The sequence below is a fragment of the Saccharothrix isguenensis genome (genome assembly GCF_052936305.1).
The window spans coordinates 7,432,467-7,455,187 of sequence record NZ_CP193626.1; the positions used below are offsets into that span (position 1 = coordinate 7,432,467).

The window sequence follows — 22,721 nt, forward strand, 5'->3', positions numbered from 1 at the left end:
GAGGACTCGCGCGGGTCAGAGGATTTGGATGGTGTTCACGGGGAGGCCGGGGGTGGTGGAGAGGTCCAGGGACGAGGGCTTGGCGTCGGCGGCGACCAGGTGGGCGCCGAGCGCGGCGATCATCGCGCCGTTGTCGGTGCACAGGCGCGGACGCGGGACGCGCAGTTCGATGCCCGCCTCGGCGCAGCGCTCAGCGGCCAGGCTGGAGAGGCGCGAGTTGGCCGCCACGCCGCCGGAGATGACGAGCGTGTCGATGCCCAGGTCCTTGCAGGCCCGGATCGCCTTCGCGGTGAGCACGTCCGCCACCGCCTCCTGGAACGACGCGGCGACGTCCGCCAGCGGGATCTCCTCGCCCGCGCGTTCCCGCTTCTCGACCCACCGGGCCACCGAGGTCTTCAGCCCGGAGAACGAGAAGTCGTACTTGGAGTCACGCGGCCCGGTCAGCCCGCGCGGGAACGCGATCGCGCAGCCGTTGCCCTGCTTGGCGAGCTTGTCGATCGGCGGCCCGCCCGGGTACGGCAGGTCGAGCAGCCGGGCCACCTTGTCGTAGGCCTCACCCGCCGCGTCGTCCACCGTGGACCCGATCTCGGTGATCTTCTCCGCCAGCCCCTCCACCAGCAGCAGCTGCGAGTGCCCGCCGGACACCAGCAGCGCCAGGCACCGCTTCGGCAGCGGGCCGTGCTGGAGGGTGTCCGCGGCGACGTGGCCGGCGAGGTGGTTGACCCCGTACAGCGGCTTGCCCAGCGCCGCCGCGTAGGCCTTCGCCGCCGACACGCCGACCAGCAGCGCGCCCGCGAGCCCCGGCCCGGCGGTGACCGCGATGGAGTGCACGTCGCGCAGTTCGATCCCGGCCTGCTCCACCGCGCGGCGCATGGTCGGGACCATCGCCTCCAGGTGGGCGCGGGACGCGACCTCGGGGACCACGCCGCCGAACCGGGCGTGCTCCTCGACGCTGGACGCGACCTCGTCGGCGAGCAGTTCCATCGACCCGTCCGGGCCGAGCCGGACGATGCCGACACCGGTCTCGTCGCACGAGCTCTCGATTCCGAGGATGAGCCGGTCAGTCACGGTTCGCGGGCCTTCCCATCGTGTACGCGTCGGCGCCCGACGGCTGGTAGTAGCGGCGGCGCACGCCCAGGTGCTCGAAGCCGTGCGCCAGGTACAGGTTGATCGCGGGCACGTTGTCCGTGCGGACTTCCAGGAACACCGGCAGGCCCGCCTCGTCGGCCTTCGCGAGCAGGGTCCGCAACAACGTCCGACCGACGCCGCCGCCCTGGTACGCCCTGGTCACGGCGATGGTGTGCACGCTCGACTCGAAGTCCGTCAGGCCGAGGCCCGCGTACCCGATCAGCACGGCGCCGACGTGCGCGGCGACGTAGAAGTTGCCGTTGTCCAGCTCGCTGCGGAACGCGTTCTCGGTCCACGGGTCGTCACCGGGGAACAGCTCCTGCTCGATCTCCGCGCACCGCGGCACGTCCTCGTGGCGCAGCGGCGCGATCGTGACGGTGCCGGCGTTCACGCCTTCGTCACCCGCTTGCGGCCGACCGGTTCCACCGCGTCCGGTCGACGCAGGTAGAGCGGGGTGAGGGCGGCCGGCCGGGCGCCCGCGAGCAGCTCCTGGGCCGCCACCGCGACCAGGGACGCCGGTGACGGGTAGCGCGCCCCGACCACCGGGAGCCCGATGACGTCGGCGTAGATCTCGGCGCCCTCGCCGGCCGCGTCGGACACGGCGGGCAGCTTGTCGACCAGGTCGGCGGGCCGGTCCACGTGCGGGCCGTCGGTGCGCCGGCCGGCCGCGTCGTAGGCCGCCCAGTACACCTCCTTGCGGCGCGCGTCGGTGGCGACCAGCAGCGGCCTGGAGGTGGCGGCGTCCAGCGCGATGGCGTCCGGGGTCGGCACCGGGTAGACGGGCCGGTTGAGGGCCTGGCCCAGGGCGGCTGCGGTGACCAGGCCGACGCGCAGGCCGGTGAACGGCCCCGGCCCCGACCCGCACACGATCGCGTCGAGGTCGGCGAGCGTGTGCCCGGCCTCGGCGAGCGCCTCCAGCAGGTGCGGGGTCAGCAGCTCACCGTGCGCCTTCGAGTTCACCGTCACCCGCTCGGCGAGCAGGCGCGGTGGCGAATCGGGCGTCAGTTCCACCACGCCGGCCGTGACGGCGGGCGTGGCGGTGTCCAGAGCGAGCACCAGCACAACGGACAAGAGTACGGGTGGCACGAGCCACACTGGACTTGACGTCCACGTCAAGGCGGAGGATCGGGTCTGTGCGCATCGGAGAACTGGCGCGGCGGGGCGGTACGACCACCCGGGCGCTGCGGTACTACGAGTCCCTCGGCCTGCTGTCCTCGCGGCGCGGGGCGAACGGGCAGCGGGAGTACGACGAGGACGACCTGCGGCTGGTGCACGAGATCCGCTCGCTCGCCGGCATCGGGTTCGCCCTGGAGGACACCCGCCCGTTCGTCCAGTGCCTGCGTGACGGCCACCGCACCGGGGACTCGTGCCCGGCGTCCGTCGAGGTGTACCGGCGCAAGGTCGCCGAGCTGGACGCCTGCATCAGCCGGCTCCAGGCGGCCCGGGACCAGGTGCGCGCGCAACTCCAGGAAGCCGAGCAGAGGAGCAGGCCGTGCGGACGTTGACCGACGACGAGTTCACCGAGGCAGTGGGCGCGGGGAACGTGCTGGTGGAGTTCCGGGCCGACTGGTGCGGGCCGTGCCGGATGCTCGAACCCGTGCTGGCCGAGATCGACCGCGAACGCGACGACCTGACCGTGGTCAAGGTCGACACCGACGCCAGCCCGCGGACGGCGCGCGACCAGCGGATCATGTCCGCGCCGACGCTCCAGCTCTACAAGGACGGCCAGTTGGTCGCACAGACAGTCGGCGCCCGGCCGAAGATCCACCTGATGGCGTGGCTCGAACCACACTTGTGATGCGCGCGACGGCGTGGCCGGTCACTGTAAGGGGATGCTGCTGCCAGCGTTGGCCACGCCGTCGTCGAAGATCGCCCTGAGGTTCCCCGAACGGGAACTGACGTACGAGCAGTTGGCCGCCGAAGCCCGCCGCGTCGCCCACGGGCTGGTGGGCAGGCGGCGGGTCGCGGTGTGGGCGCGGTCGACGCCCGAGACGTGCGTGGTGATCGTCGGCGCGTTGCTGGCGGGCGTGCCGGTCGTGCCGCTCAACCCGAAGATCGGCGAGAAGGAACTCGCGCACATCCTCGCCGACAGCGCGCCCGACCTGGTCGTCGACGACGAGTTGCCGCGCGGTGAGCCGGTCGACCTGCCCGAGCCGGACGGCGAGGCGCCGGCGCTGATCGTCTACACCAGCGGCACGACCGGGCCGCCGAAGGGCGTCGTGCTGCCGAGGCGCGCGCTCGCCACGAACCTGGACGCGCTGGCGCGGGCCTGGGCGTGGACCGGGGACGACGTCGTGGTGCACGGCCTGCCGCTGTTCCACGTGCACGGCCTGGGTGTCGGGGTGCTGGGCCCGCTGCGGCGCGGCGGGACCGTGCACCACCTGGGGTCGTTCAGCGTGGCCAAGGCGGCGCAGGCGCTGGCGTCGGGCGGCACGATGATGTTCGGGGTTCCCACGATGTACCACCGGATCGCGGCGGAGCCCGAGCACGCCGCCGCGTTCGGCGAGGCCCGGCTGCTGGTGTCCGGTTCGGCCGCGCTGCCCGCGTCCGTGCACGAGCGCATCGAGCAGCTGACCGGCCAACGGGTGGTCGAGCGGTACGGGATGACCGAGACGCTGATGAACACGAGCATCCGCGCGGACGGCGACCGGCGGCCGGGCACGGTCGGGCTGCCGCTGGACGGCGTGGACGTGCGGGTCGTCGGCGAGGAGCCGGGCGAGATCGAGGTGCGCGGGCCGAACCTGTTCCTGGAGTACCTGAACCGGCCGGACGCCACCCGCGACGCGTTCCACGACGGCTGGTTCCGCACCGGGGACCTGGCCGTGGTCGAGCCGGACGGGTACCTGCGGATCGTCGGCCGGCGCGCCACGGACCTGATCAAGAGCGGTGGCTACAAGATCGGCGCGGGCGAGATCGAGAACGCCCTGCTGGAGCACCCCTCGGTGGCCGAGGTGGCGGTGACCGGCGAGCCGGACGAGGACCTGGGCGAACGCGTGGTGGCGTGGGTCGTCGCGCGGGGTGAGGCGGCGGCGGCGGAGGTGCTGAGCGATCACGTGGCCCGGCTGCTGTCACCGCACAAGCGACCCAGAGTGGTGCGGTACCTGGACGCGTTGCCGCGCAACGACATGGGCAAGGTGCTGAAGCGGGAACTCCGGTGAACCCGTTGGGCTGGCCGGGGTACGAGGAGCAGCTCGCGCGGGCGCGCGAGCGGACCGGTGGCGGGGAATCGGTCTCGTGGCGGCGGCACCGGCACGCCGTGGTGATCACGTTCGACTTCCGGTTCCTCGGCGGTTCGGTGGGCACGGCGACCGGTGCGCTGATCGAGGAGGCGTTCACCGAGGCGCGGGCCACGCAGCTGCCGGTGGTGTCGATGATCGCGACCGGTGGCAGCCGGATGCAGGAGGGGATGCTGTCGCTGCGGCAGCTCCAGCGGGTGGCGCGGCTGTGCGCGGCGCACCGCGAAGCCGGTCTGCCGCACGTGTCGGTGCTGTGCGACCCGACGACCGGCGGCCTGTGGGCGTCGCTGGGCGCGGGCGCGGACGTGGTGGTCGCGGTGTCCGGCGCGCAGGTCGGGTTCGCGGGCAGCAGGGTGAGGCCGGCCGACGACCCCGCCTACACGGCCGAAGGCCAGTTCGCGGCAGGGACGGTCGACATGGTGGTGTCGCCGGAGGAAGTCGACCCGATCGTGTCGCAGATCCTCGACGTGCTGACCCGCGGTGACGCGGTGCCGGCCGAGGTGCCGCGCGCCCTGGGTGCTCTCGGGCTGCCCGAGGACGGGTGGAGCGCGGTGTTGGGCGCGCGCGTCCCGGAACGTCCCCGTGCGGCGGCGTACCTGGACGACTACTTCGACTTCCGCGTGCCGATCAGCGGCGACCGCGCGGGCGGGGTGGATCCGGGGATGCTGTGCGGCGTCGGGCGGCGGGGTGAGCGGGCCATCGCGTTCGCCGCGCAGACCGGCACCGCCACCACTCCTGCCGGCTTCCGCACCGCGTCCCGGCTGATCCGGCTGGCCGAGCGGTTCGCGTTGCCGGTGCTGACCTTGGTGGACACGCCCGGGGCGGCCAACGACGCGGCGGCCGAGCGGGCCGGGGTCGGCGCGGCCATCGCGGAGCTGTTCGCCACCGTCGCCGAGGCGCGCGTGCCGATCACCACGCTCGTCATCGGGGAGGGCGGGTCCGGTGGCGCGTTGGCGCTGTCGTCACCGGAGCACACGTGGATCACGCCGAACGCCTACTTCTCGGTGATCGCGCCGGAGCTCGCGGCGGCGATCCTCAAGCGCGACGACGTGCCCCGGCTCGCCGACGACCTCCGGCTGCGACCGCAGGACCTGGTCGAGTTGGGCGTGGTGCGCGGCATCCCGGACCACTAGCAGTCCACAGGGCCACCGATAGGGCCGGCGGTAGTCCACAGGGCCGGAGGTAGTCCACAGGCGGTCGCCGATCGCCGCCGCCCGCCGCTCCCCGCCCGTAAGATCAAAGCAGGGGTCCCCTGGCGGGGACGCCTGCGCAGCCCGCACGCCGCCCTGGCCGAGCCCGCCGGACAGGCAGCGCGCGTCGGAGCGGTAGCGCGGTGTCGGACCGGTAGCTCGGGTCGGACGAGCAGCCAGGCGTCAGACCGGTAGCTCGCGGTCGGTCCAGGCGCCGTGCGGGAGCAGGTGGGCGATCCGGACGTCGTCGTCCCGCCGTTCCAGCCTGATCAGCAAGTGGTCCTCGGACAGCCGCTCGGCCGCGCCCTCGCCCCACTCCACGGCCACCACCGCGTCCACCAGCTCGGTGTCCAGGTCCAGGTCGTCCAGTTCGTCCAGGTGCCCGCCGAGCCGGTAGGCGTCCACGTGCACCAGCGGCACGCCACGACCGTCCGGCGCCGGCTCGTGCACCCGGGCGATCACGAACGTCGGCGAGCTGACCCGCCCCGTCACGCCCAGGCCGTCCGCCAACCCGCGCACCAGCGCGGTCTTGCCCGCGCCGAGAGGCCCGGACAGCAGCACCAGATCACCGCCCCGCACCAGACCGCCCAGCTTGCGCCCGAACTCCTCGGTGTCCCGCACCTCGGGGAGCCTCACGCTCGTCGCCACCACCGTCGCTCGCTTTCCGACCGTTCGGCGGCACTGCGCCGAACCAGGTTGACCAGGTGCCCGGTGACCAGGTCGGGTTGTTCCAACATGAGCATGTGGCCCGCCCCGGACACGCGGACCAGTTCACCGTGCGGCATCTCCTCGGCCATCCGCTCGGCGTGCGAGAACGGCGTCAGCTTGTCCGCGTCGCCGCTGATCACCAGCACCTCGCAGTGCCGCAGACCGGCCAGCGCCTTGTACCTGTTGTGCGTGCCGAGGGTTTCCAGGAACTCGGTGAGCACCTGCACCGTGGCACAGTTCATCATCTGCTCCATCAGGTCCACGAGCGACGGGCTGATCTTGCCGGTGCCGAACGCCAGCGCCCGGATGCCGCTCCACGTGAGCGTGGTCGACCGCCTGCGCACCCACTCGACGAGGCCCGGTTGCAGGCCCGCCAGCCGGCCGACGGTCATCGTCACCGGGTTGTAGCGGGACAGCACCGACTTCGGCAGGCCCGCGCCGCCGATCGCGCCCGCCGCCGTGCCGACGAGGGCCACGCCGCGCACCCGGTCGGCGAACAGGTCCGGCCGCTGCTCCGCCAACGCCATGATCGTCATACCGCCCATGGAGTGGCCGACCAGCACCAACGGGCCTTCGGGCGCCATCGAGCGGATCACCGCGTCGAGGTCCCTGGCGCACTGGTCGATCGTGCTGCCCTCGGCGGTGGACCGACCGGAACGGCCGTGGCTGCGCTGGTCGTAGACGACCTGCCGGATGCGCGGCTCGGTGAGCGTGGCCAGGTCCCGGCGCTGGAAGTGCCAGCAGCGGCGGTCCAGGGCGAAACCGTGCACGAGGACGACGGTGACCTCGGGTTCTCCGCCGTCCGCGGGGTCGACTTCCTCGACCGACAGCGGCACGCCGTCGTCCGCCGCGACGGTGGACTCCCGGCTCGGCGTGAGGCGGCCCAGGGGTTCGTCGGCGAGCGGGTCGTCGGCGCGGCGGTCGTGCTCCACCTTCTTGTGGTTCGCCGCGACACCGACCGCGACACCTGTCGCGGTGGCTCCGATGATGCCGCCCGCCCAGCCCAGGGCCTTCCACACCGTGTTCACCGGCGCGTCCCGGTGTACGTCCTGGCCACCCTCGGTCGGTACATGCCGGTGACGATCTCGTAGTCGATGGTGCCGGTGGTGTCGGCCCACTCGCGGGCCGTCGGCCCGCCCTCGTCGCCGGATCCGAACAGCACGACCTCATCCCCCTCCGCCACCACGTCGTCGCCGCAGTCGACCACGATCTGGTCCATGCAGACGCGGCCGACGACCGGGCGGCGCTTGCCGGCCAGCCACACGTGCATCCGGTTCGAGAGGCTGCGCGGCACGCCGTCGGCGTAACCGACGGGCACCAGGGCCAGGTTCGTGTCGCTCGTCGCGGTCCAGCTCAGACCGTAGGACACGGATTCGCCGGCCGGGATGCGCTTGGCGAGGGCGACCGTGGAGCGGAACGTCATCACCGGGCGCAGGTCGGCCGGGACGGGGACCGGGTTGAGGCCGTAGATCGCGATGCCGGGGCGGACCAGGTCCAGGTGGAGGTCCGGGCGGGTGATGACGGCGGCCGAGTTGGCGAGGTGCCGGCGCGGGTCGAGGCCGGCGGCGAGGGCTTCGCGGTAGGCGTCGTCGAAGCGTTCGGCCTGGGTGTCGGTGGCGGGGTGGCCGACCTCGTCGGCGACGGCCAGATGTGACCAGATCGAGTGGACTTCGACGTTGGCGGTCCGGGCGGCCAGGTCGACCAGGGCGGGCCAGTCGGCGGCGGGGCAGCCGTTGCGGGACAGGCCGGTGTCGATCTTGAGGTGGACGCGGGCGGTCTTGCCGGCCTTCTCGGCCGCCGCCGTGATGTCCTTCAGCTGGGTGATCGAGGAGGCGGCGAGGTCGACGTCCTGCTCGACGCCCGGCGCGTAGTCCGTCCCGGGCGGGTCGAGCCAGGCCAGGATCGGCACCGTGAACCCGGCGGCCCGCAGCGTGAGGGCTTCGGCGAGCGAGCAGGAACCCAGCCAGGTCGCACCCGCCTCGACGGCCGCTCCCGCGACCTCCACGGCGCCGTGCCCGTACCCGTCGGCCTTGACCACGGCCATCGTGTCGGCGGCCTTGGCGAGGCCGTCGAGGTAGGCCACGTTGTGCCGGAGGTTGTCGAGGTCGATCACGACCTCAGCGCGAGGAGCAGCCATAACACCGCTCATGGTGACACAACCACGTGCCGGTGGGTTCAGTGCCCGAACCCGCGAGCCGACCCCTGACCCCCGGGAGCGGGGCGGACGGCGCGGATGGCGTCGGGGACGGCCTGGAGCAGGGCGGTGGCGGGGATGGGAGCGCCGTCGGCGGCCAGGTCGGCGGCCAGGACGTGGACCTTGGCGGCGCAGCCCGCGGCCAGGACCGGGTCCAGGCCGGCGGCGAGCAGGGAGCCCAGGAGGCCCGAGAGGACGTCGCCGGAGCCGGCCGTCGCGGCCCACGAGGTGCGGGTGTGGTTGACCAGGACGCGGCCGTCAGGCCCGGCGACCACGGTGGCGTGGCCCTTCAGGAGCACGACGGCGTTGTAGCGCTCGGCGGCTCTCCGCGCGGCGGCGACGCGATCGGGACCGACCGGGCCGGCCAGGCGCTCGTACTCGCGGTCGTGCGGGGTCAGCACGAGCGGGGTGTCCGGGTCGCGGGCGTCCCACAGGTCCGGGTTGTCGGCGAGCATGGTGATCGCGTCGGCGTCGGCGCACACCGGCACACCGGCCTCCAGCACGGTGCGGAGGACGGCCTCCGCACCCGGACCGGTGCCCGAGCCGGGGCCGACGACCCACGCCTGCACACGGCCGGCGTCCGTGATCGACCCGGTGCAGATCGCCTCCGGCCACCGCGCCCGGACGTCCTCGGCCGCCGCACCGGCGTACCGGACCATCCCGGACGTGCCCAGCAGCGCGGCGCCGGTCGCCAGCACCGCCGCACCGGGGTACGTCGCGGAACCGGCGGCGACGCCCGTCACGCCCTGCGTGTACTTGTCGTCCTGCGGCCCCGGCACGGGCCACGCCGACCCGATGTCGGCGACGTCCAGTTCGACCAGGTCGGGCCCGGCCAGCTCGGCGTCCAGCCCGATGTCCACCAGCCGCACGTCGCCGCAGTCCGCCAGCGCGTGCACCGGCTTCAGGCAGCCGAACGTCACGGTGGTGTGCGCCCGGACGGCCGGTCCTGAGATCGCACCGGTGTCCGGGTCGATCCCACTGGGCAGGTCCACGGCGAGCACCGGCGCGTCGAGGTGCGCGACGTGCTCGGCGGCGTCCGGCCGCAGCGGGCCCCGGGCGGACAGCCCCACGATGCCGTCGATCACCAGGTCGACGTCGGCCAGTCGGGCGACCACCCGGCCACCGGCGCGACGGAACGCGGCCAGACCGTCCTCATGCGCGCGATCAGGCGTCAGCAGGACGGCGGACACGGCGACACCGCGTTTGCGGAGGTAGTAGCCCGCCCACAACGCGTCGCCACCGTTGTTGCCCGCGCCGACGAGCAGCCCGACCCGCCGCCTGCCCGCGAGCAGCTCCGACGCCACGACCGCCACGCCGAACGCCGCCCGGCGCATCAGCGCGCCCGGCGGCACGACCGCCATGACGCGTTCTTCCGCCGCCCTGACCCGTGCCGCAGTCCACAGACCCCGCATGGGCCAAGCCTGCCCTACTCGACCGTGACGGACTTCGCGAGGTTGCGGGGCTTGTCCACGTCGTACCCGCGGCTGCGCGCGATCTCCGCCGCCAGCACCTGCAACGGCACCGTCGAGATCAACGGCTGGAGCAGCGTCGGCACCGCCGGGATCTCGATCAGGTGATCCGCGAACGGGCGGACCGTCTCGTCACCCTCTTCGGCGATCACGATCGTGCGCGCGCCGCGTGCCTGGATCTCGGAGATGTTCGACACGAGCTTCGAGTGCAGCACCGCCCGGCCCGTGGGCGACGGCATGATCACGACCACCGGCAGGCCCTCTTCGATCAAGGCGATCGGACCGTGCTTCAGCTCGCCCGCCGCGAAGCCCTCGGCGTGCATGTAGGCGAGTTCCTTCAGCTTCAGCGCGCCTTCGAGCGCCACCGGGTAGCCGACGTGCCGGCCGAGGAACAGCACGGCCTTCGAGTCGGCCAGCTCACGGCCCAGCGCGCGGACCTGGTCGACCGTGCCCAGGACCTTCCGCACGGCGTCCGGCATGGCCTCCAGCTGGTGGAACTCCTGGGCCACCTCGTCCGGGTACTTCGTGCCGCGCGCCTGCGCCAGCGCCAGGCCGACCAGGTAGTTCGCCGCGATCTGGGCGAGGAACGCCTTGGTCGAGGCGACACCGATCTCCGGCCCGGCGTGGGTGTAGAGGACGGCGTCGGACTCGCGCGGGATCTGGGCGCCGTTCGTGTTGCACACCGCCAGCACGCGGGCCTTCTGCGCGCGGGCGTGCCGGACGGCCTCCAGCGTGTCGGCGGTCTCGCCGGACTGCGACACGGCGACCACCAGCGTGTCCCGGTCCAGCACCGGGTCGCGGTAGCGGAACTCGCTGGCCAGCTCGACCTCGACGGGCAGCCGGGTCCAGTGCTCGATGGCGTACTTGGCGACCAGGCCGGAGTGGTACGCCGAGCCGCAGGCGACGACGAAGACCTTGTCCACGTCCCGCAGGTCCTGGTCGGACAGGCGCTGCTCGTCCAGCACGATCCGGCCGTCGAGGAAGTGGCCGCGCAGCGTGTTGGCCAGCGCCTCCGGCTGCTCCTCGATCTCCTTGAGCATGAAGTACTCGTGGCCGCCCTTCTCGGCGGCCGACAGGTCCCAGTTGACGGTGAACGGCTTGGCCTCCGCCGCCCCGCCGTCGAAGTCGGTCACGGTGTAGCCGTCGCGGTCGATCACCACGACCTGGTCCTGGCCCAGCTCGACGGCCTCGCGGGTGTGCTCGATGAACGCGGACACGTCGCTCGCGACGAACGTCTCGCCCACGCCGACACCCACCACCAGCGGGGACGAGCGGCGGGCGGCGACGACCAGGTCCGGGTGGTCGGCGTGCGTCACGACGAGGGTGAACGCGCCTTCCAGGCGGCGGACCACCAGCCGGACGCTCGCCGTGAGGTCGCCCTTGGTGTCGCCCTCGTCGTACGCGCGGGCGATGAGGTGCGCGGTGGTCTCGGTGTCGGTGTCGCTGGTCATCTCGACGCCGGCGGCCTCCAGCTCGGCGCGGAGGGTGGCGAAGTTCTCGATGATGCCGTTGTGGACGACCGCGACGCGCCCCGTGAAGTCGCGGTGCGGGTGCGAGTTGCGGTCGATCGGCGCGCCATGGGTCGCCCAGCGGGTGTGGCCCATGCCGGCCGTGCCCGCGAAGCCCTCGCGGCCGACCTCGTCCAGGCGGGCCTCCAGGTTCGTCAGCCGACCTGCCTTGCGTTCGACGGCCAGGCCGCCCGCGCCGTCGAGCACGGCGACGCCCGCCGAGTCGTAGCCCCGGTACTCCAGCCTGCGCAGCCCGTCGAGCACGACGTCGAGCGCCGACCGGTGGCCCACATATCCCACGATTCCGCACACGCCGCACAGAGTAACTAGACCAGGGCCATCACCCTAAAGGGCCACATCCCGGCGTTTGCCCTGGTAGTGCCCATTATTGGTGTAGACCAATCCTTTCGTGCGCGGCGCGGGCACGATCGACTACCGTTCGCGGGGTGAGCGGCTACTCGGCGAAGCAGGTGCTCGACCAGCTCAGCAGGCCGGGCGAACACCCCGTGCTGCGCGGCGACCTGGCGTTGGTGGGACTACCGGGCCTGGTCTACACGCCCTCGGTCGGCCTGGGACTGCCCGCCGTGGCCTTCGGGCACGGCTGGTTGCAGCCGGTCAACCGGTACCGGGCGCTGCTGCGGCACCTGGCTTCGTGGGGCTTCGTGGCGGCGGCGCCGGGCACCCAGCGGGGGCCGTTGATGTCGTCCCGGCTGCTGGCGGGGAACCTGCGGACGACGCTCGACATCTGCACCGGGGTGCGCCTGGGCGACGGCGGGATCAGCGTCGACGCATCGCGGCTCGCGTTGGCCGGTCACTCGATGGGCGGAGGCGCGGCCGTGCTGGCCGCCGCCGACGACCCGCGGATCCGGGCCGTGGTGACGTTGGCCGCATCGGAGACCAGGCCGTCCGCGTTGGACGCGGCGAGGCGGGTCACGGCGCCGGGGTTGCACCTGACCGGTGGTGAAGACCGCATCGCGCCGCCGGTCGGGCACGCGGACGCGATCGCGCAGGCGTGGCAGGGGCCGGTGCAGGTGCGGTCGTTGCCGAAGACCAGCCACCTGGGGTTCGCCGAGGGTCGGCACTGGAGCGAGCTGCTGCTCGACGGCAAGGGTGAGCGGGCGGCGCAGAAGCTGGCGCGGGCGCTGATGACGGCGTTCCTGCTGCGCATCCTCAAGGGCGAGAAGCAGTGGGACGTCTTGCTGGAGGGTGACGTGAAGGGCGCCGTGCTGACGTACCAGCGCGGCCCGCTCGTGCGCCACTGACCTCCTTGAACGCATGAGCCCCGCCGAGGCGGGGCTCATCGGTCACGTCAGCCAGCTCTGGCCGCTGAGATCGTCGTCCTCGTCGACCAGCGAGGACCGACGACGCTGGACCACCGGTGGGGGCGGAGGCGGCAGCGGGGGCTGGAGAGGCGGCGCGACCGGAGCAACCGCGGTGTCCGGCTCGTCGTCCTCCGGCCCCAGCGCCAGTTCCCCGGAGGACTGCGGCCCGCGCTCCCACTGCGGCTTGCGCGCGGGCTGGGTGCCCGCTGCGGCGAGCTGCTGCGCCTTCTCCTGGAGCTTGGCGCGTTCGGCCGCCAGGCGTTCGTCGCGTTCCCCCGCCTCGGCGGCCAGCCGCGCCTGGCTCTCCCGCAGGGCGCCGGTGACCTCGGCGTTGGCCCGCCGGAACCGCTCGGTCTGCTCCGCGAACGCCTGCTGCACCTTCGGGTCCACCACGATGACGTCCACCGCTAGCGGCCTCCCTCTTCACCGAGCACGCCTTGGACGCGGCTCAAGCTCAGGTCGTCGTCGAACAGCGACCCGGTGGTCCGCCACTGGCTGGGGCTGCGCTCGCTGTCGCCACCGCCCTGCTGGCCCCCACCGGCCATCCCGCCACCCATCATCCCGCCACCCATCATGCCGCCGCCGGCCATGCCGCCGCCCGGCTGCCCGGCGCTGTGGCCGTCCTGCATGGACGGCAGGGTGGCCGGTCCCGGCTGGGCCGCTTGGGAGGCGTTCGTGTCCGCGAGACCGTGGTCCGCCGCGTTGGCGGACGGGCTGCTCCACGGGCTCTCCGCACCGCCCGGGGAACCGCCGAGCAGGGAGTCGGCGCTGTCGAAGCCGCTCGGTCCGCCGAACATGGACGCCCCGGACGTGGAGGTGGTGCCTTCCGTGTTCGGGTTCGGCGGCTGCCCGAACGCGGCGTCGGACCGGGGTGCGAAGTCCTGGAAGGACGACGCTGCCGCGGGTTCGGTGAAGCCGGGCGCGAAACCGGGATCGGGGGCGGGCACCGCCCGGAAGTTGGAAGCCGCACCACCCTCAGCGGGCATCGCGGTGAAACCGGGCGCCCCGTCGCCGCCCCCAGCCGGCATGGCGCTGGAACCAGGCGCCGCACCGCCTTCCGCGGGCATCGTCGTCACCGGCTCGGTGAAGCCCGGCATCGCTCCCTCGGCGGGCAGCGTGGTGACCGGCTCGGTGAAGCCGGGAACCCCGCCGTCCACGGGCATGGCGCTGAACGCCGGCTCGCCCATCGCGGGCAGCGGTGCGGCGGTGTCCATGCCCGGGATGCCGGCCACGCCCCTGTCCGCGTCGTCCTCGCCGAACTCGACGCCGTACTCCTGCGGCTCGCCCGCGCCGTCGTCCACGGTGAGGTTGATCTCACCGGTCAGCGGGTCGACCTCGGCGGTGACCGACAGGCCGTCCAACTCGATCAGCGCCTTGCCGTCCGCGCCGGCCTGGACCGGGGTCGCCCCGTCACCGCTGCCACTGCCGCCCATCCCACCTCCCGCCGGGGTGCCGGGGGTGCCGGCGAGCGCGCCGCCGGGTGCGGTGGTGGTCGCCCCCGCCGGCGCACCGGCCAACGCCGCCCCGCCGTTCTGGCCCATCAGGGCCTTCGCGGCGTCCGGGTTGTTGCTGAAGTCGACGTCGTAGGTCTTCGGCGGGCTCTGCGGCGTGTCGATGGTGATCCTGACGTGGCCGTTCGCGTCCGGCTCGGTGATCTGGATCTCGTTGTCACCGCTCTTGATGGTGACGGTCTCCGGAGCCTCTTCGCCTTTGATGCCGTCGGGCGTGCCCTCGGGCGCGCCGTCGGGCTTGCCGTCACCGTCGAGGTCGTCCGGCTTGCCGTCGCCGTCGGTGTCACCCGGGACGTCGAGCTTGCCGTCGCCGTCCTTGTCCAGCGGGTTCTCGACCTTCGGCACCTCCGGCATGCCGCCACCCGGAGTGCCACCTCCGGGAGTGCCACCTCCGGGAGTGCCGCCTCCGGGAGTGCCGCCACCCGGCGTCCCACCACCGGGAGTGCCACCGCCCGGGGTTCCCCCGCCGGGCTGCTGGACCTGCTCCCGGTCGCCACCGTCCTCGCCGAACACGGGCGGGTCGCCCAGCTGTCCGAACGGCTGGTCCTTGATCTGGCCTTCCAGCTGGCCGAACATCGTGTCGTAGGCGGTCTGGACGCCCGTCTGCACGGTCTGGCAGTAGCCGTCGAACGCCTGCTTCTTGCCGTCGAACTCCTGGCACAGGCCGCGCAGCTTCTGCTTGGCCTCGTCGATCAGGCGCTGCCGGACCTCCTTGGCGTGGTCCGCCCACCCCATGAAGTTGCCGATGATGCCGCCGACCGGACCGCCGAGCACGATGCCGATCGCGCCGCCGACGAGCATGTCCGGAATTCCCGAGAACCAGTCGCCGAGGCTGAAGTCGCTCTCGCTGATGTCACCGCGGGCCATTCGGAGCTGCTTCTTCGCCTCGTCCACCGAGAGCCCGCCGCACTGCTCGGCGTACATGTCGTGGATGTGCTGCGCGAATTCCTTGACCTGCTGCTGGATCGTGGTCACGCCGGTCACGATGGTGCCCGGCGCGTTCTTCGTGTCCTGGATGAAGGTGCCGGCGGTGTTGAGGAACTTGCCGTTGTACCCGTTGGCGGCCTGCGCGGCTTCGCCCTCCCAGGACGCGAGCCCGTTCCACGCGGTGCCCAGGCCGTTCTGGTGGTTGTCCAGTTCCGCGACCGCTTTGTTGAGCTTGTCGGCGTCTTCGCGGAACTTGCCGAAGTCGATGTCGCGGACTTCGTCGTAGTTCTTGTAGACGTAGCCCTGGAGGTCGGGGGCCTGGCCGCCGTGACCGGCGAGCGGCGCCGCCTCCTGGTAGATCGGGATGAACTTCTCGAAGAACCGCAGCCCGGGAGCGCCCGCGTCGAGCAGCTCGTTGGAGTTGCCGAAGTCGCCGGTCTCGTTGAGCACCTTCTGCGTGCTGCCGAGCTCGCGCTCTTCCTTGGCCTCGGCGACGAGCTTGTCCGCCTCGTCACCCTCTACGGTCCAGTCGCCGTGCCGCACTTCCTGCCCGACGTTGTAGGCGACGCTCGCGCCCCCGGTCACCGGGGCGAGCAGGACGCCGCCCGTGTGCTGCCAGAAACCGGGGTCGTTGGGCACGTCGACGCCGTTGGCCTCGGCGTAGCGCCGCACGTCCTCTTCACTGCCACCCGCGCCCGCCAACGCGCGGACCAGTTGCTGCTTGGTCTCCGGCGTGACGTTGGGGTCGTCGAGGAGCTGCTTGATCTCGTTCTGGTCGGCCACCCGGTCACCCCTTGAACTGGTCGCTGGTGGCGGCTTCGTTGCTCTCGTACGTCTTCGCCACGTCCTTCAGGCGCAGCGCGACGTTGCTCGCCTCACGACCGAACGTCTCCATGCTCGCCTGGAGGCGGTCGAAGGAGACCTTGTACTTGGTCTCGACGCCCTGGAACTTCCGGCCGACCTGGCCCGCCCCCACCGCCGGTGTCACCGAGTTCTTGAGCTGGATGATGTCCGCGCTGTGGTCTTCGTACTGCTTGGCAGCGTTGTGGAGTTCACCCGGCCCAATGCCGAAGCCCGCCATCGAATGCCTCCCCGTTTCCCCGGATCAGACGCCGGAAGACGTGCTCCGGTTCCGAGGACAGGGTGCCGGCTCGGGCAGGTGCGCAGACCGGGAACGCGCATTGCGGTTGCCCGAGCAAACGTGGTCGCACCGCGGGAAACCGGTGCTGCGGGTAGGGATGCTGCGGGTGAGGGCCGCCGGCCGTAGCCCTGGGGCGGGCCGTGACCGGGCGGAGGGTGGCCGGGCGGCTGGAGGTGACCGGGTGGGTATCCCTGTGGCCGCTTGCGGTTCTTCGTCACCACCACGGTGACCACCACCACCGCGGCCACGAGTCCGAGAAGGACGATCAGCACGATCGGTCCGACGACCAGCATCGGCGAATCCCCTTCTCCGACGATCAGCGCACCGAGGAAACCACACCGGCCAACCGTTGTGCGGCGGACTCGGCCAGCTCCGGCGTGGCGGCCTCGACCATGACCCGGACCAGCTGCTCGGTGCCGGACGGTCGCAGCAGCACCCGGCCGGTGTCGCCCAGCTCCGCCGACACCGCGGCGACGGCCTCGTTGACCGCCGCGTCCTTCGCCACCGCCGCCTTGTCGCCGACGACCACGTTGATCAGCACCTGCGGCAGCTTGCGCATCACGCCCGCCAGTTCGGCCAGCGGCTTGCGGGTCTCCGCCATCCGCGCCATCAGGCGCAACGCCGTCAGCAGGCCGTCACCGGTGGTGGCGTGCGCCGGGAGGATCACGTGCCCGGACTGCTCACCGCCCAACGCGTACCCGCCCGCGCGCAGCTCCTCCAGCACGTAGCGGTCGCCGACGGCGGTGGTCTTGAGGGCGATGCCGTGCTCGCGCATCGCCAGGTGCAACCCGAGGTTGCTCATCACGGTGGCGACCAGGGTGTTGTCGGTCAGCTCGCCGTTCTCCTTCATGCCCAGCGCCAGCACGGCCATGACCTGGTCGCCGTCGAGGTCGTTGCCGTCGGCGTCGACCGCGACGCAGCGGTCCGCGTCACCGTCGTGCGCGATGCCCAGGTCGGCGCCGTGCTCGACCACGGCGGCGCACAGCTTCGCGACGTGGTTGGAACCGCAGCCGTCGTTGATGTTCAGGCCGTCCGGTCCCGTGTGGATCTCGACCACCTCGGCGCCCGCGCGGCGGTAGGCGTCCGGCGCGGCCACGGAGGCGGCGCCGTTCGCGCAGTCCACCACGACCTTCAGGCCCTCCAGGCGGTGCGGCGTCACCTTCAGCAGGTGCTGCACGTACTGGCCTTCGGCGTCCTCGATGTCGCGGACGCGGCCGATGCCGGCGCCGGTCGGGCGGTGCTCGCGGTCGCCGAGCTTCTGCTCGATCTCGTCCTCGACCGCGTCCGGGAGCTTGTGCCCGCCCGCGGCGAACAGCTTGACGCCGTTGTCGGGCATGGGGTTGTGCGAGGCGGAGATCATCACGCCGACGTCCGCGCCCAGCGCGGACACCAGGTAGGCGACCGCCGGGGTGGGCAGGACGCCCGCCCGCAGGACGTCCGCGCCCGCCGATGTGAGGCCGGCCACCACGGCCGCCTCCAACATCTCGCCACTGGCGCGCGGGTCACGGCCGACCACCGCGACCGGGCGGTGCGAGCGGTCGTGCTCGGCCAGCACGCGCGCCGCCGAGGCGGCGATGGACAGCGCGAGTTCGGGGGTCAGGTCCGCGTTGGCGAGACCGCGTACGCCGTCGGTGCCGAACAGCCGAGCCATGATCGCCGTGTCCTCCATGGGTGAACCGAGCACTACGCGCCGGCGGTGCCGGCAATTCAGGACGTTCAGACAACTGTGACGGCGCCGACCCGCGAACCGCTGTCGCGGTGCGGTGAATCGGACGACCGCGTGAATCGACACTCGCAGAACCACACCGGAAATGCACTGCGGGAGCAGCAGTTCGAGGAAAGAACTGACTGCTCCCGCAGGATGGTGCTCGCCGAACCTGGTGAAAGGTCAGCGCTTGCTGTACTGAGGCGCCTTACGGGCCTTCTTCAGGCCGTACTTCTTCCGCTCCTTGACCCGCGGGTCACGGGTGAGGAAGCCGGCCTTCTTCAGGACGGGGCGGTCCTCGGAGTCGACGGCGATCAGCGCACGCGCGATCGCGAGGCGCAGCGCGCCGGCCTGGCCGGTGGTGCCGCCGCCACGCAGGGTCGCGATGACGTCGAACGTCTCCGGCTTCTCCGTCGTCACCAGGGGCTCGCGGATGAGCTGCTGGTGCACCTTGTTCGGGAAGTAGTCGTCCATCGACTTCCCGTTCAGGGTGAACTTGCCGCTGCCGGGGAGGAGCCGCACGCGGACGATCGCCTGCTTGCGGCGGCCGACGGTCTGCGCGAGGTGGTGCGCACCCGCGTTCAGGGTGTGCCGCACGGGGCCGGGCTCGGCCTCGGCGTCGGTCGCCTCGGCCTCGGGGGCGTCGGTCGCCTCAACCTCGGGCTCGGCCTCGGTCTCCGCCTCGGGGGCTTCGACCTCGGTGGCCTCCGCGTCGGTGGCCTCCGCGTCCGCGGCCTCGGCCTCGGGGGCGGCTTCCGCGTCGACGGCTTCGGTCTCGACGACCTCGGTCTCGAGCTCGGCCTCAGGGGTGGTCACGTCGATGTCCTCGGTCTGCTTCTCGGTCACTGGGCGACCTTCTTGATCTCGAACGGCTGCGGCAGCTGCGCAGCGTGCGGGTGGTTCGGTCCCGTGTAGACCTTGAGCTTGCCCGCGATCGCGCGGCCGAGGCGGTTCTTGGGCAGCATGCCCTTGATCGCCTTCTCGACCAGGCGGTCGGCACGGGTGTCGAGCACCTCACCGAACGAGCGCTGGCTCAGGCCGCCCGGAAAACCGGAGTGCCGGTACACGAACTCCTGGTCACGCTTCTTGCCGGTCAACGCCACCTTGTCCGCGTTGATGACGATGACGAAGTCACCGGTATCAACGTGTGGGGCGTAAGTCGGCTTGTGCTTGCCGCGCAGCAGCGTCGCGGCCTGGGTGGCGAGCCGACCGAGCACCACGTCCTGGGCGTCGATCACGTGCCAGGTTCGGGTCACCTCGCCGGGCTTCGGGCTGTACGTGCGCACGGGTCTACCTCGTCGTCACTTGCGTCTGGGGTCATTGCGGCGGCTGCTCAGGCCAGAGACCCCAGGTGGGCAGAGGACCAGAACACGAGGTACGCATAGTACGCACCAGTTACCGCACAACAACGTAGGAAGATACCGGTTGAGGTCGGGGCGGGTCAAAACGGCCCCTCCGAAACCGGCTGGAACAGGGCGGGAACGCCGCCCGGGCACACGGCTGCGGGCCCCGGATCCTCGAGGATCCCGGGGCCCGCGACTCATGCGGCGGTCACGCGGAGGTGACCTGGTTCACCAACGCTGGGTGTTCCGCTGCTCGGCGGCCTGGTAGGCCTCGGTGGCCGACGCGACGGCGGTACCGATGGTGGCGAGCACCTGCTGGAGGTCGGCGGCGGAGGTGTCCCACTTCTCCTGCGCGGCGCGGTAGGCCTCCTGCGTGCCACCGTCCCACTGCGCGAGGACGGGCGCGATCCGGGACTTCAGGTTCTCCAGCTCGGACTCGACCTTGGACGCCTGGCCGCTGATGTCCGCGGCGGCGCTGCCCAACTGGTTGAAGTCAACCTTGATGCGGTCGTTCATGTTCTCCCCTTGGAAGTTGAGTCGAAAGAGGCAATGCGAAGCGAAGGTGAAGCACCAGCGCGATCCGGAAATGAATTCCGGATGAAATCAGGCGCCGCCCAGACGACCGGCGATCTGCGACATCTCCTGCGACTGCGCCTCTTCCTCCTGGACGTAGGTCACAGCGGTGGAGTCCATCTGCTCGGCGATGGCGAGCAGCGCCTCCTGGAGCTTCTTCGCGTCTTCGTCGAAGCGCATGATCAGCTTGTTGAACGCGTCCGCGGCGCTACCGACCCACGCACCGGACAGACCGTCCACGGTGTTCCGGAGCTGGCCGAGGATGCCCTGCACGTTCTGGTTCGTGCCGGTGATGTCCTTCGCGGCCTGGAACAGCTCGGGTGCTCCGGTGGAGTAACCAGCCATTGGTTGTGACCCCCTAGGTCGTTGAGATCAGGCGCTCTTCGTTCCTACGCCTCTTACGACGCAGACCTTCCCACGGTCGGTTCCACCCTGTCCCGACTTCTTGAGAAGTAGTTGCGGTTGTAAACGCCCGGGGTGTCCGAACACCCTCAGTAGAGGATTCGCGCTTGCGAAAAGTCCTCGTCATCGCCGCTTTCGGGGGGCAGTTGACCGCTCGGGCCGGCGACCGCGCGGGAACCGAGCACGGGCCGTTCGGGGGCCGCATTTGCATTTGCGTGCGTTTGCTCCTGCGATTTCTCCGGCGCGAGCAGTTCGGCGGCCGGCGGCAGTTCCTCGACCGGCAGCCCCTGGTGCCGGCGGAAGCCGGTGGCGACGCGCTGCACGTCCGGTGACGTGGCCGCGTGCCGGTCCGGCCGGACCTGCCGCGCCTTGGCCTGCTCGGCCAGCTCCCGGTTCCGGTCGCGCTGGGCCGCGCTCTTCGCGCCGGCGGCGGCTGCCGCACGCCTGCCCCTGGTCACCGCGGCGTCGAGGTCCGAGCGGAACCGGGCGAACGCCTCCGGGATGCCGGTCATCACAATCCCCACAAGTCAGCTGGTCACGGTCAGCGTGCGGACGACCTGCTCGCACGCGGGGCGGACCCGGTCACGCCCGTCCTCCGGGTACTGGCAACCGACGCTGACCTGGACCTCGTCCTGGAACAGCACGTACCAGTCGATGGTGGCCGGACCCGCCTCTTCCCGGTAGTAAACGACATCCTTGGCCGCGAAGCTGGCAGAAGGGTCGAAATCGGACACGTTCACGCGCGCGTCGTACTGGTCGCGCAGTTCCGTTTCGGCGCGGGTCCGGTCCCGGGTGGCGTCATAGGTGAGCTTGCGCTCCTCGACCACGATGACGTCCAGGTCGGATTCCGCCGATTCCGGTTCGAGCAGCACCTTGCGGCTCTCGACCTGACCGCCGGTCTGCTGCCACCCCGGCGGCGCGACGAAGCTGTAGTCGTACTGCGCGATGGTCTTCCCGCCGGCCGACGTGGTGGTGGCCGACGTGGTGGTGGCCTGCGGTGTGGTCGGCCCACCGGCTCCGACGCCGCTCCTGCTGAGCGCGAACGCCACCGAGGCGCCGACGACCGCGAGCACCGCGACGACGACCGTCACGATCAGCGGCACCCGGCTCTTGCGCGGTGGCGGTGGAGGCGGCGGGGAGAAGAAGTGGGGCTGCGCGAACCCGGACGGCGGTGACGGCGGCGTGATCCGCCGGGTGATCTTGCGGGTCGTCTGGCCCTCGGTGATCTTCTGGGTGACGTCGCCCCCGCCCGGCGGCAGCGCGCCGGTCCGCAACGGGTCCACGCTCACCGCCCGCAGCGCGCCGCGGGCCACCACCGTCTCGGGTTGGTCGATGCTCGTCGGCACCACGCCGGACTGCTCCAGCACCAGCCGGGCGACCAGCGGGATGCGGCTCGACCCGCCGACCAGGAACACGCCGGCCAGCCCGCGCGGGTCCAGCCCGGCGTCGCGCACGGCCGTCACCACGAGCGCGGCGGCGCGGTTGAGGGGTGCGCTGATCAGGCGTTCGAGGTCGGTCCTGGTGACGTGGGCGTCGGGGAACGGGGGCGGCATCGGCACGTCGGTGTAGGCGTGCCGGGACAGCGTCTCCTTGGCGCCGCGCACGTCCTGCCGCAGCACCCGGCGCTTGCGGCGGTCGGCCATCTCCCGACCCTCCACGAGCTGCCGCCACGCGTCCGGGTCACCCGGCGCGACCAGCGAGCCGACGTGCTCCAGCAGCGCCTGGTCGACGTCCGCGCCGCCGAAGCCGGGGTCGCCCTTGGTGGCGAGCACCCGGAACGTGCTGCCCCGGCGGGCGACCACGCTGGCGTCGACCGTGCCGCCACCGAGGTCCAGCACGGCCAGCGCCGCGCCGTCCTGGATCGCGTGGGTCGCGGAGTGGAACACGGCCGCCGCCACCGGCTCGGGCACCAGGCGGAGTTCCTGGCCGAGCCCGCGGGCGGCTTGCAGCAGGACGCGGGTGCGGATCGCGCCCCAGTCGGCCGGGTGGGTGAGCACGAGCAGGTCGACCCGCGCGCCGCCGGCGACGCGACGCGCCTCGTCCACCGCTCTGGTCAACACGCCCCGCACGACGTCGGCCACCGGCAGCACGCTGGTGCCGAGCAGCAGCTCGCCCTCGTCGATGCGGCGCTTGGGGTGCGGCTCGTAGCGGGACGGGTCCACGGCGGCCTGGCGCTCCGCCTCCTGGCCGACGAACAGCGTGCCGTCCGCCGCGGCGAACACCGCCGAGGACATGATCGGCTGGCCGTCGACCACGACGACCTGCGGTTCACGGCCGCGCAGGGACATGGCGACGCAGGTGCTGGACGTGCCGAAGTCCACCGCCACGCGCAAGCTCATCCGTCATCCCCTCGTCGGCCGGGGC

General features: G+C 72.1%; 23 protein-coding genes. 5 read left to right on the plus strand and 18 right to left on the minus strand.

Features of this window, described 5'->3' with window-relative positions:
- Positions 1 to 15: 15 nt before the first annotated feature.
- Genes tsaD through tsaB form a run of 3 tightly spaced genes read right to left on the minus strand, consistent with a single transcriptional unit; the run spans position 16 to position 2,190 of the window.
- Positions 16 to 1,068, minus strand: coding sequence for a tRNA (adenosine(37)-N6)-threonylcarbamoyltransferase complex transferase subunit TsaD (gene tsaD, locus ACRAKI_RS33415; RefSeq protein WP_447004468.1), 1,053 nt, complete (start codon positions 1,066 to 1,068; stop codon positions 16 to 18).
- Entirely contained in the window at positions 1,061 to 1,519 is a 459-nt protein-coding gene (rimI, locus tag ACRAKI_RS33420; RefSeq protein WP_447004469.1) for a ribosomal protein S18-alanine N-acetyltransferase, read from the minus strand. Before rimI ends, tsaD begins: the two co-directional genes overlap by 8 nt.
- Positions 1,516 to 2,190 (minus strand): tRNA (adenosine(37)-N6)-threonylcarbamoyltransferase complex dimerization subunit type 1 TsaB, encoded by a 675-nt coding sequence (tsaB, locus tag ACRAKI_RS33425; protein ID WP_447004470.1) that lies wholly within the window; start codon positions 2,188 to 2,190, stop codon positions 1,516 to 1,518. The genes rimI and tsaB overlap by 4 nt, the downstream gene beginning before the upstream one ends.
- A gap of 71 nt (positions 2,191 to 2,261) precedes the next feature.
- Between tsaB and ACRAKI_RS33430 the strand changes: the two genes are divergently transcribed.
- The 4 genes from ACRAKI_RS33430 to ACRAKI_RS33445 are packed head-to-tail and all read left to right on the plus strand — an operon-like array spanning position 2,262 to position 5,497.
- Entirely contained in the window at positions 2,262 to 2,633 is a 372-nt protein-coding gene (locus tag ACRAKI_RS33430; RefSeq protein WP_447004471.1) for a MerR family transcriptional regulator, read from the plus strand.
- The gene (locus ACRAKI_RS33435; protein ID WP_447004472.1) at positions 2,621 to 2,926 is read left to right on the plus strand and encodes a thioredoxin family protein; all 306 of its coding nucleotides are present in this window, start codon (positions 2,621 to 2,623) and stop codon (positions 2,924 to 2,926) included. Before ACRAKI_RS33430 ends, ACRAKI_RS33435 begins: the two co-directional genes overlap by 13 nt.
- Before the next feature lie 34 nt (positions 2,927 to 2,960).
- Complete coding sequence (locus ACRAKI_RS33440) at positions 2,961 to 4,286, plus strand: acyl-CoA synthetase (protein WP_447004473.1); 1,326 nt, start codon at positions 2,961 to 2,963, stop codon at positions 4,284 to 4,286.
- Complete coding sequence (locus tag ACRAKI_RS33445) at positions 4,283 to 5,497, plus strand: carboxyl transferase domain-containing protein (RefSeq protein WP_447004474.1); 1,215 nt, start codon at positions 4,283 to 4,285, stop codon at positions 5,495 to 5,497. The genes ACRAKI_RS33440 and ACRAKI_RS33445 overlap by 4 nt, the downstream gene beginning before the upstream one ends.
- 240 nt (positions 5,498 to 5,737) lie before the next feature.
- Here ACRAKI_RS33445 and tsaE read toward each other — a convergent pair whose 3' ends face one another.
- From tsaE to glmS, 5 genes are read right to left on the minus strand one after another with little or no spacing between them, the layout of a single operon-like run.
- Positions 5,738 to 6,205: a tRNA (adenosine(37)-N6)-threonylcarbamoyltransferase complex ATPase subunit type 1 TsaE gene (tsaE, locus tag ACRAKI_RS33450; protein WP_447004475.1), complete on the minus strand. Its 468-nt coding sequence runs from the start codon at positions 6,203 to 6,205 to the stop codon at positions 5,738 to 5,740.
- On the minus strand, positions 6,187 to 7,290 hold the full coding sequence (locus ACRAKI_RS33455; protein WP_447004476.1) for an alpha/beta fold hydrolase: 1,104 nt from the start codon (positions 7,288 to 7,290) through the stop codon (positions 6,187 to 6,189). The genes tsaE and ACRAKI_RS33455 overlap by 19 nt, the downstream gene beginning before the upstream one ends.
- On the minus strand, positions 7,287 to 8,399 hold the full coding sequence (gene alr / locus ACRAKI_RS33460; protein WP_447004477.1) for an alanine racemase: 1,113 nt from the start codon (positions 8,397 to 8,399) through the stop codon (positions 7,287 to 7,289). Before alr ends, ACRAKI_RS33455 begins: the two co-directional genes overlap by 4 nt.
- A gap of 38 nt (positions 8,400 to 8,437) precedes the next feature.
- A complete protein-coding gene (locus tag ACRAKI_RS33465) occupies positions 8,438 to 9,868 on the minus strand; it encodes an NAD(P)H-hydrate dehydratase (RefSeq protein WP_447004478.1) in 1,431 nt (476 codons plus the stop codon).
- Positions 9,869 to 9,882: 14 nt separating this feature from the next.
- Positions 9,883 to 11,745, minus strand: a complete 1,863-nt coding sequence (gene glmS / locus ACRAKI_RS33470; protein ID WP_447004479.1) for a glutamine--fructose-6-phosphate transaminase (isomerizing) — start codon at positions 11,743 to 11,745, stop codon at positions 9,883 to 9,885.
- 134 nt (positions 11,746 to 11,879) lie between these two features.
- Between glmS and ACRAKI_RS33475 the strand changes: the two genes are divergently transcribed.
- The gene (locus ACRAKI_RS33475; RefSeq protein WP_447004480.1) at positions 11,880 to 12,695 is read left to right on the plus strand and encodes a dienelactone hydrolase family protein; all 816 of its coding nucleotides are present in this window, start codon (positions 11,880 to 11,882) and stop codon (positions 12,693 to 12,695) included.
- A gap of 42 nt (positions 12,696 to 12,737) precedes the next feature.
- On the opposite strand, the gene ACRAKI_RS33480 is transcribed toward ACRAKI_RS33475, so the two are convergent.
- The 10 genes from ACRAKI_RS33480 to ACRAKI_RS33525 all read right to left on the minus strand — a co-directional run bounded on the left by ACRAKI_RS33480 (position 12,738) and on the right by ACRAKI_RS33525 (position 22,696).
- Positions 12,738 to 13,160, minus strand: a complete 423-nt coding sequence (locus ACRAKI_RS33480) for a hypothetical protein (protein ID WP_447004481.1) — start codon at positions 13,158 to 13,160, stop codon at positions 12,738 to 12,740.
- Positions 13,161 to 13,162: 2 nt separating this feature from the next.
- Complete coding sequence (locus ACRAKI_RS33485; RefSeq protein ID WP_447004482.1) at positions 13,163 to 15,976, minus strand: hypothetical protein; 2,814 nt, start codon at positions 15,974 to 15,976, stop codon at positions 13,163 to 13,165.
- A 4-nt stretch (positions 15,977 to 15,980) separates the two neighbouring features.
- Entirely contained in the window at positions 15,981 to 16,274 is a 294-nt protein-coding gene (locus tag ACRAKI_RS33490) for a hypothetical protein (protein WP_447004483.1), read from the minus strand.
- A 376-nt stretch (positions 16,275 to 16,650) separates the two neighbouring features.
- A complete protein-coding gene (gene glmM / locus ACRAKI_RS33495; protein ID WP_447008591.1) occupies positions 16,651 to 17,985 on the minus strand; it encodes a phosphoglucosamine mutase in 1,335 nt (444 codons plus the stop codon).
- Positions 17,986 to 18,222: 237 nt separating this feature from the next.
- Positions 18,223 to 18,885 carry a 30S ribosomal protein S9 gene (gene rpsI, locus ACRAKI_RS33500; RefSeq protein ID WP_447004484.1) on the minus strand — a complete coding sequence of 221 codons (663 nt, stop codon included), beginning with the start codon at positions 18,883 to 18,885 and terminating at the stop codon, positions 18,223 to 18,225.
- The gene (gene rplM / locus ACRAKI_RS33505) at positions 18,882 to 19,325 is read right to left on the minus strand and encodes a 50S ribosomal protein L13 (RefSeq protein WP_053718450.1); all 444 of its coding nucleotides are present in this window, start codon (positions 19,323 to 19,325) and stop codon (positions 18,882 to 18,884) included. Before rplM ends, rpsI begins: the two co-directional genes overlap by 4 nt.
- Positions 19,326 to 19,610: 285 nt before the next feature.
- Complete coding sequence (locus ACRAKI_RS33510; RefSeq protein WP_447004485.1) at positions 19,611 to 19,898, minus strand: WXG100 family type VII secretion target; 288 nt, start codon at positions 19,896 to 19,898, stop codon at positions 19,611 to 19,613.
- An 87-nt stretch (positions 19,899 to 19,985) separates the two neighbouring features.
- Positions 19,986 to 20,300, minus strand: a complete 315-nt coding sequence (locus ACRAKI_RS33515) for a WXG100 family type VII secretion target (protein ID WP_447004486.1) — start codon at positions 20,298 to 20,300, stop codon at positions 19,986 to 19,988.
- Between the two features lie 146 nt (positions 20,301 to 20,446).
- A complete protein-coding gene (locus ACRAKI_RS33520; RefSeq protein ID WP_447004487.1) occupies positions 20,447 to 20,869 on the minus strand; it encodes a hypothetical protein in 423 nt (140 codons plus the stop codon).
- Positions 20,870 to 20,884: 15 nt separating this feature from the next.
- The gene (locus tag ACRAKI_RS33525; RefSeq protein WP_447004488.1) at positions 20,885 to 22,696 is read right to left on the minus strand and encodes a type VII secretion-associated protein; all 1,812 of its coding nucleotides are present in this window, start codon (positions 22,694 to 22,696) and stop codon (positions 20,885 to 20,887) included.
- Between the last annotated feature and the right edge of the window lie 25 nt (positions 22,697 to 22,721).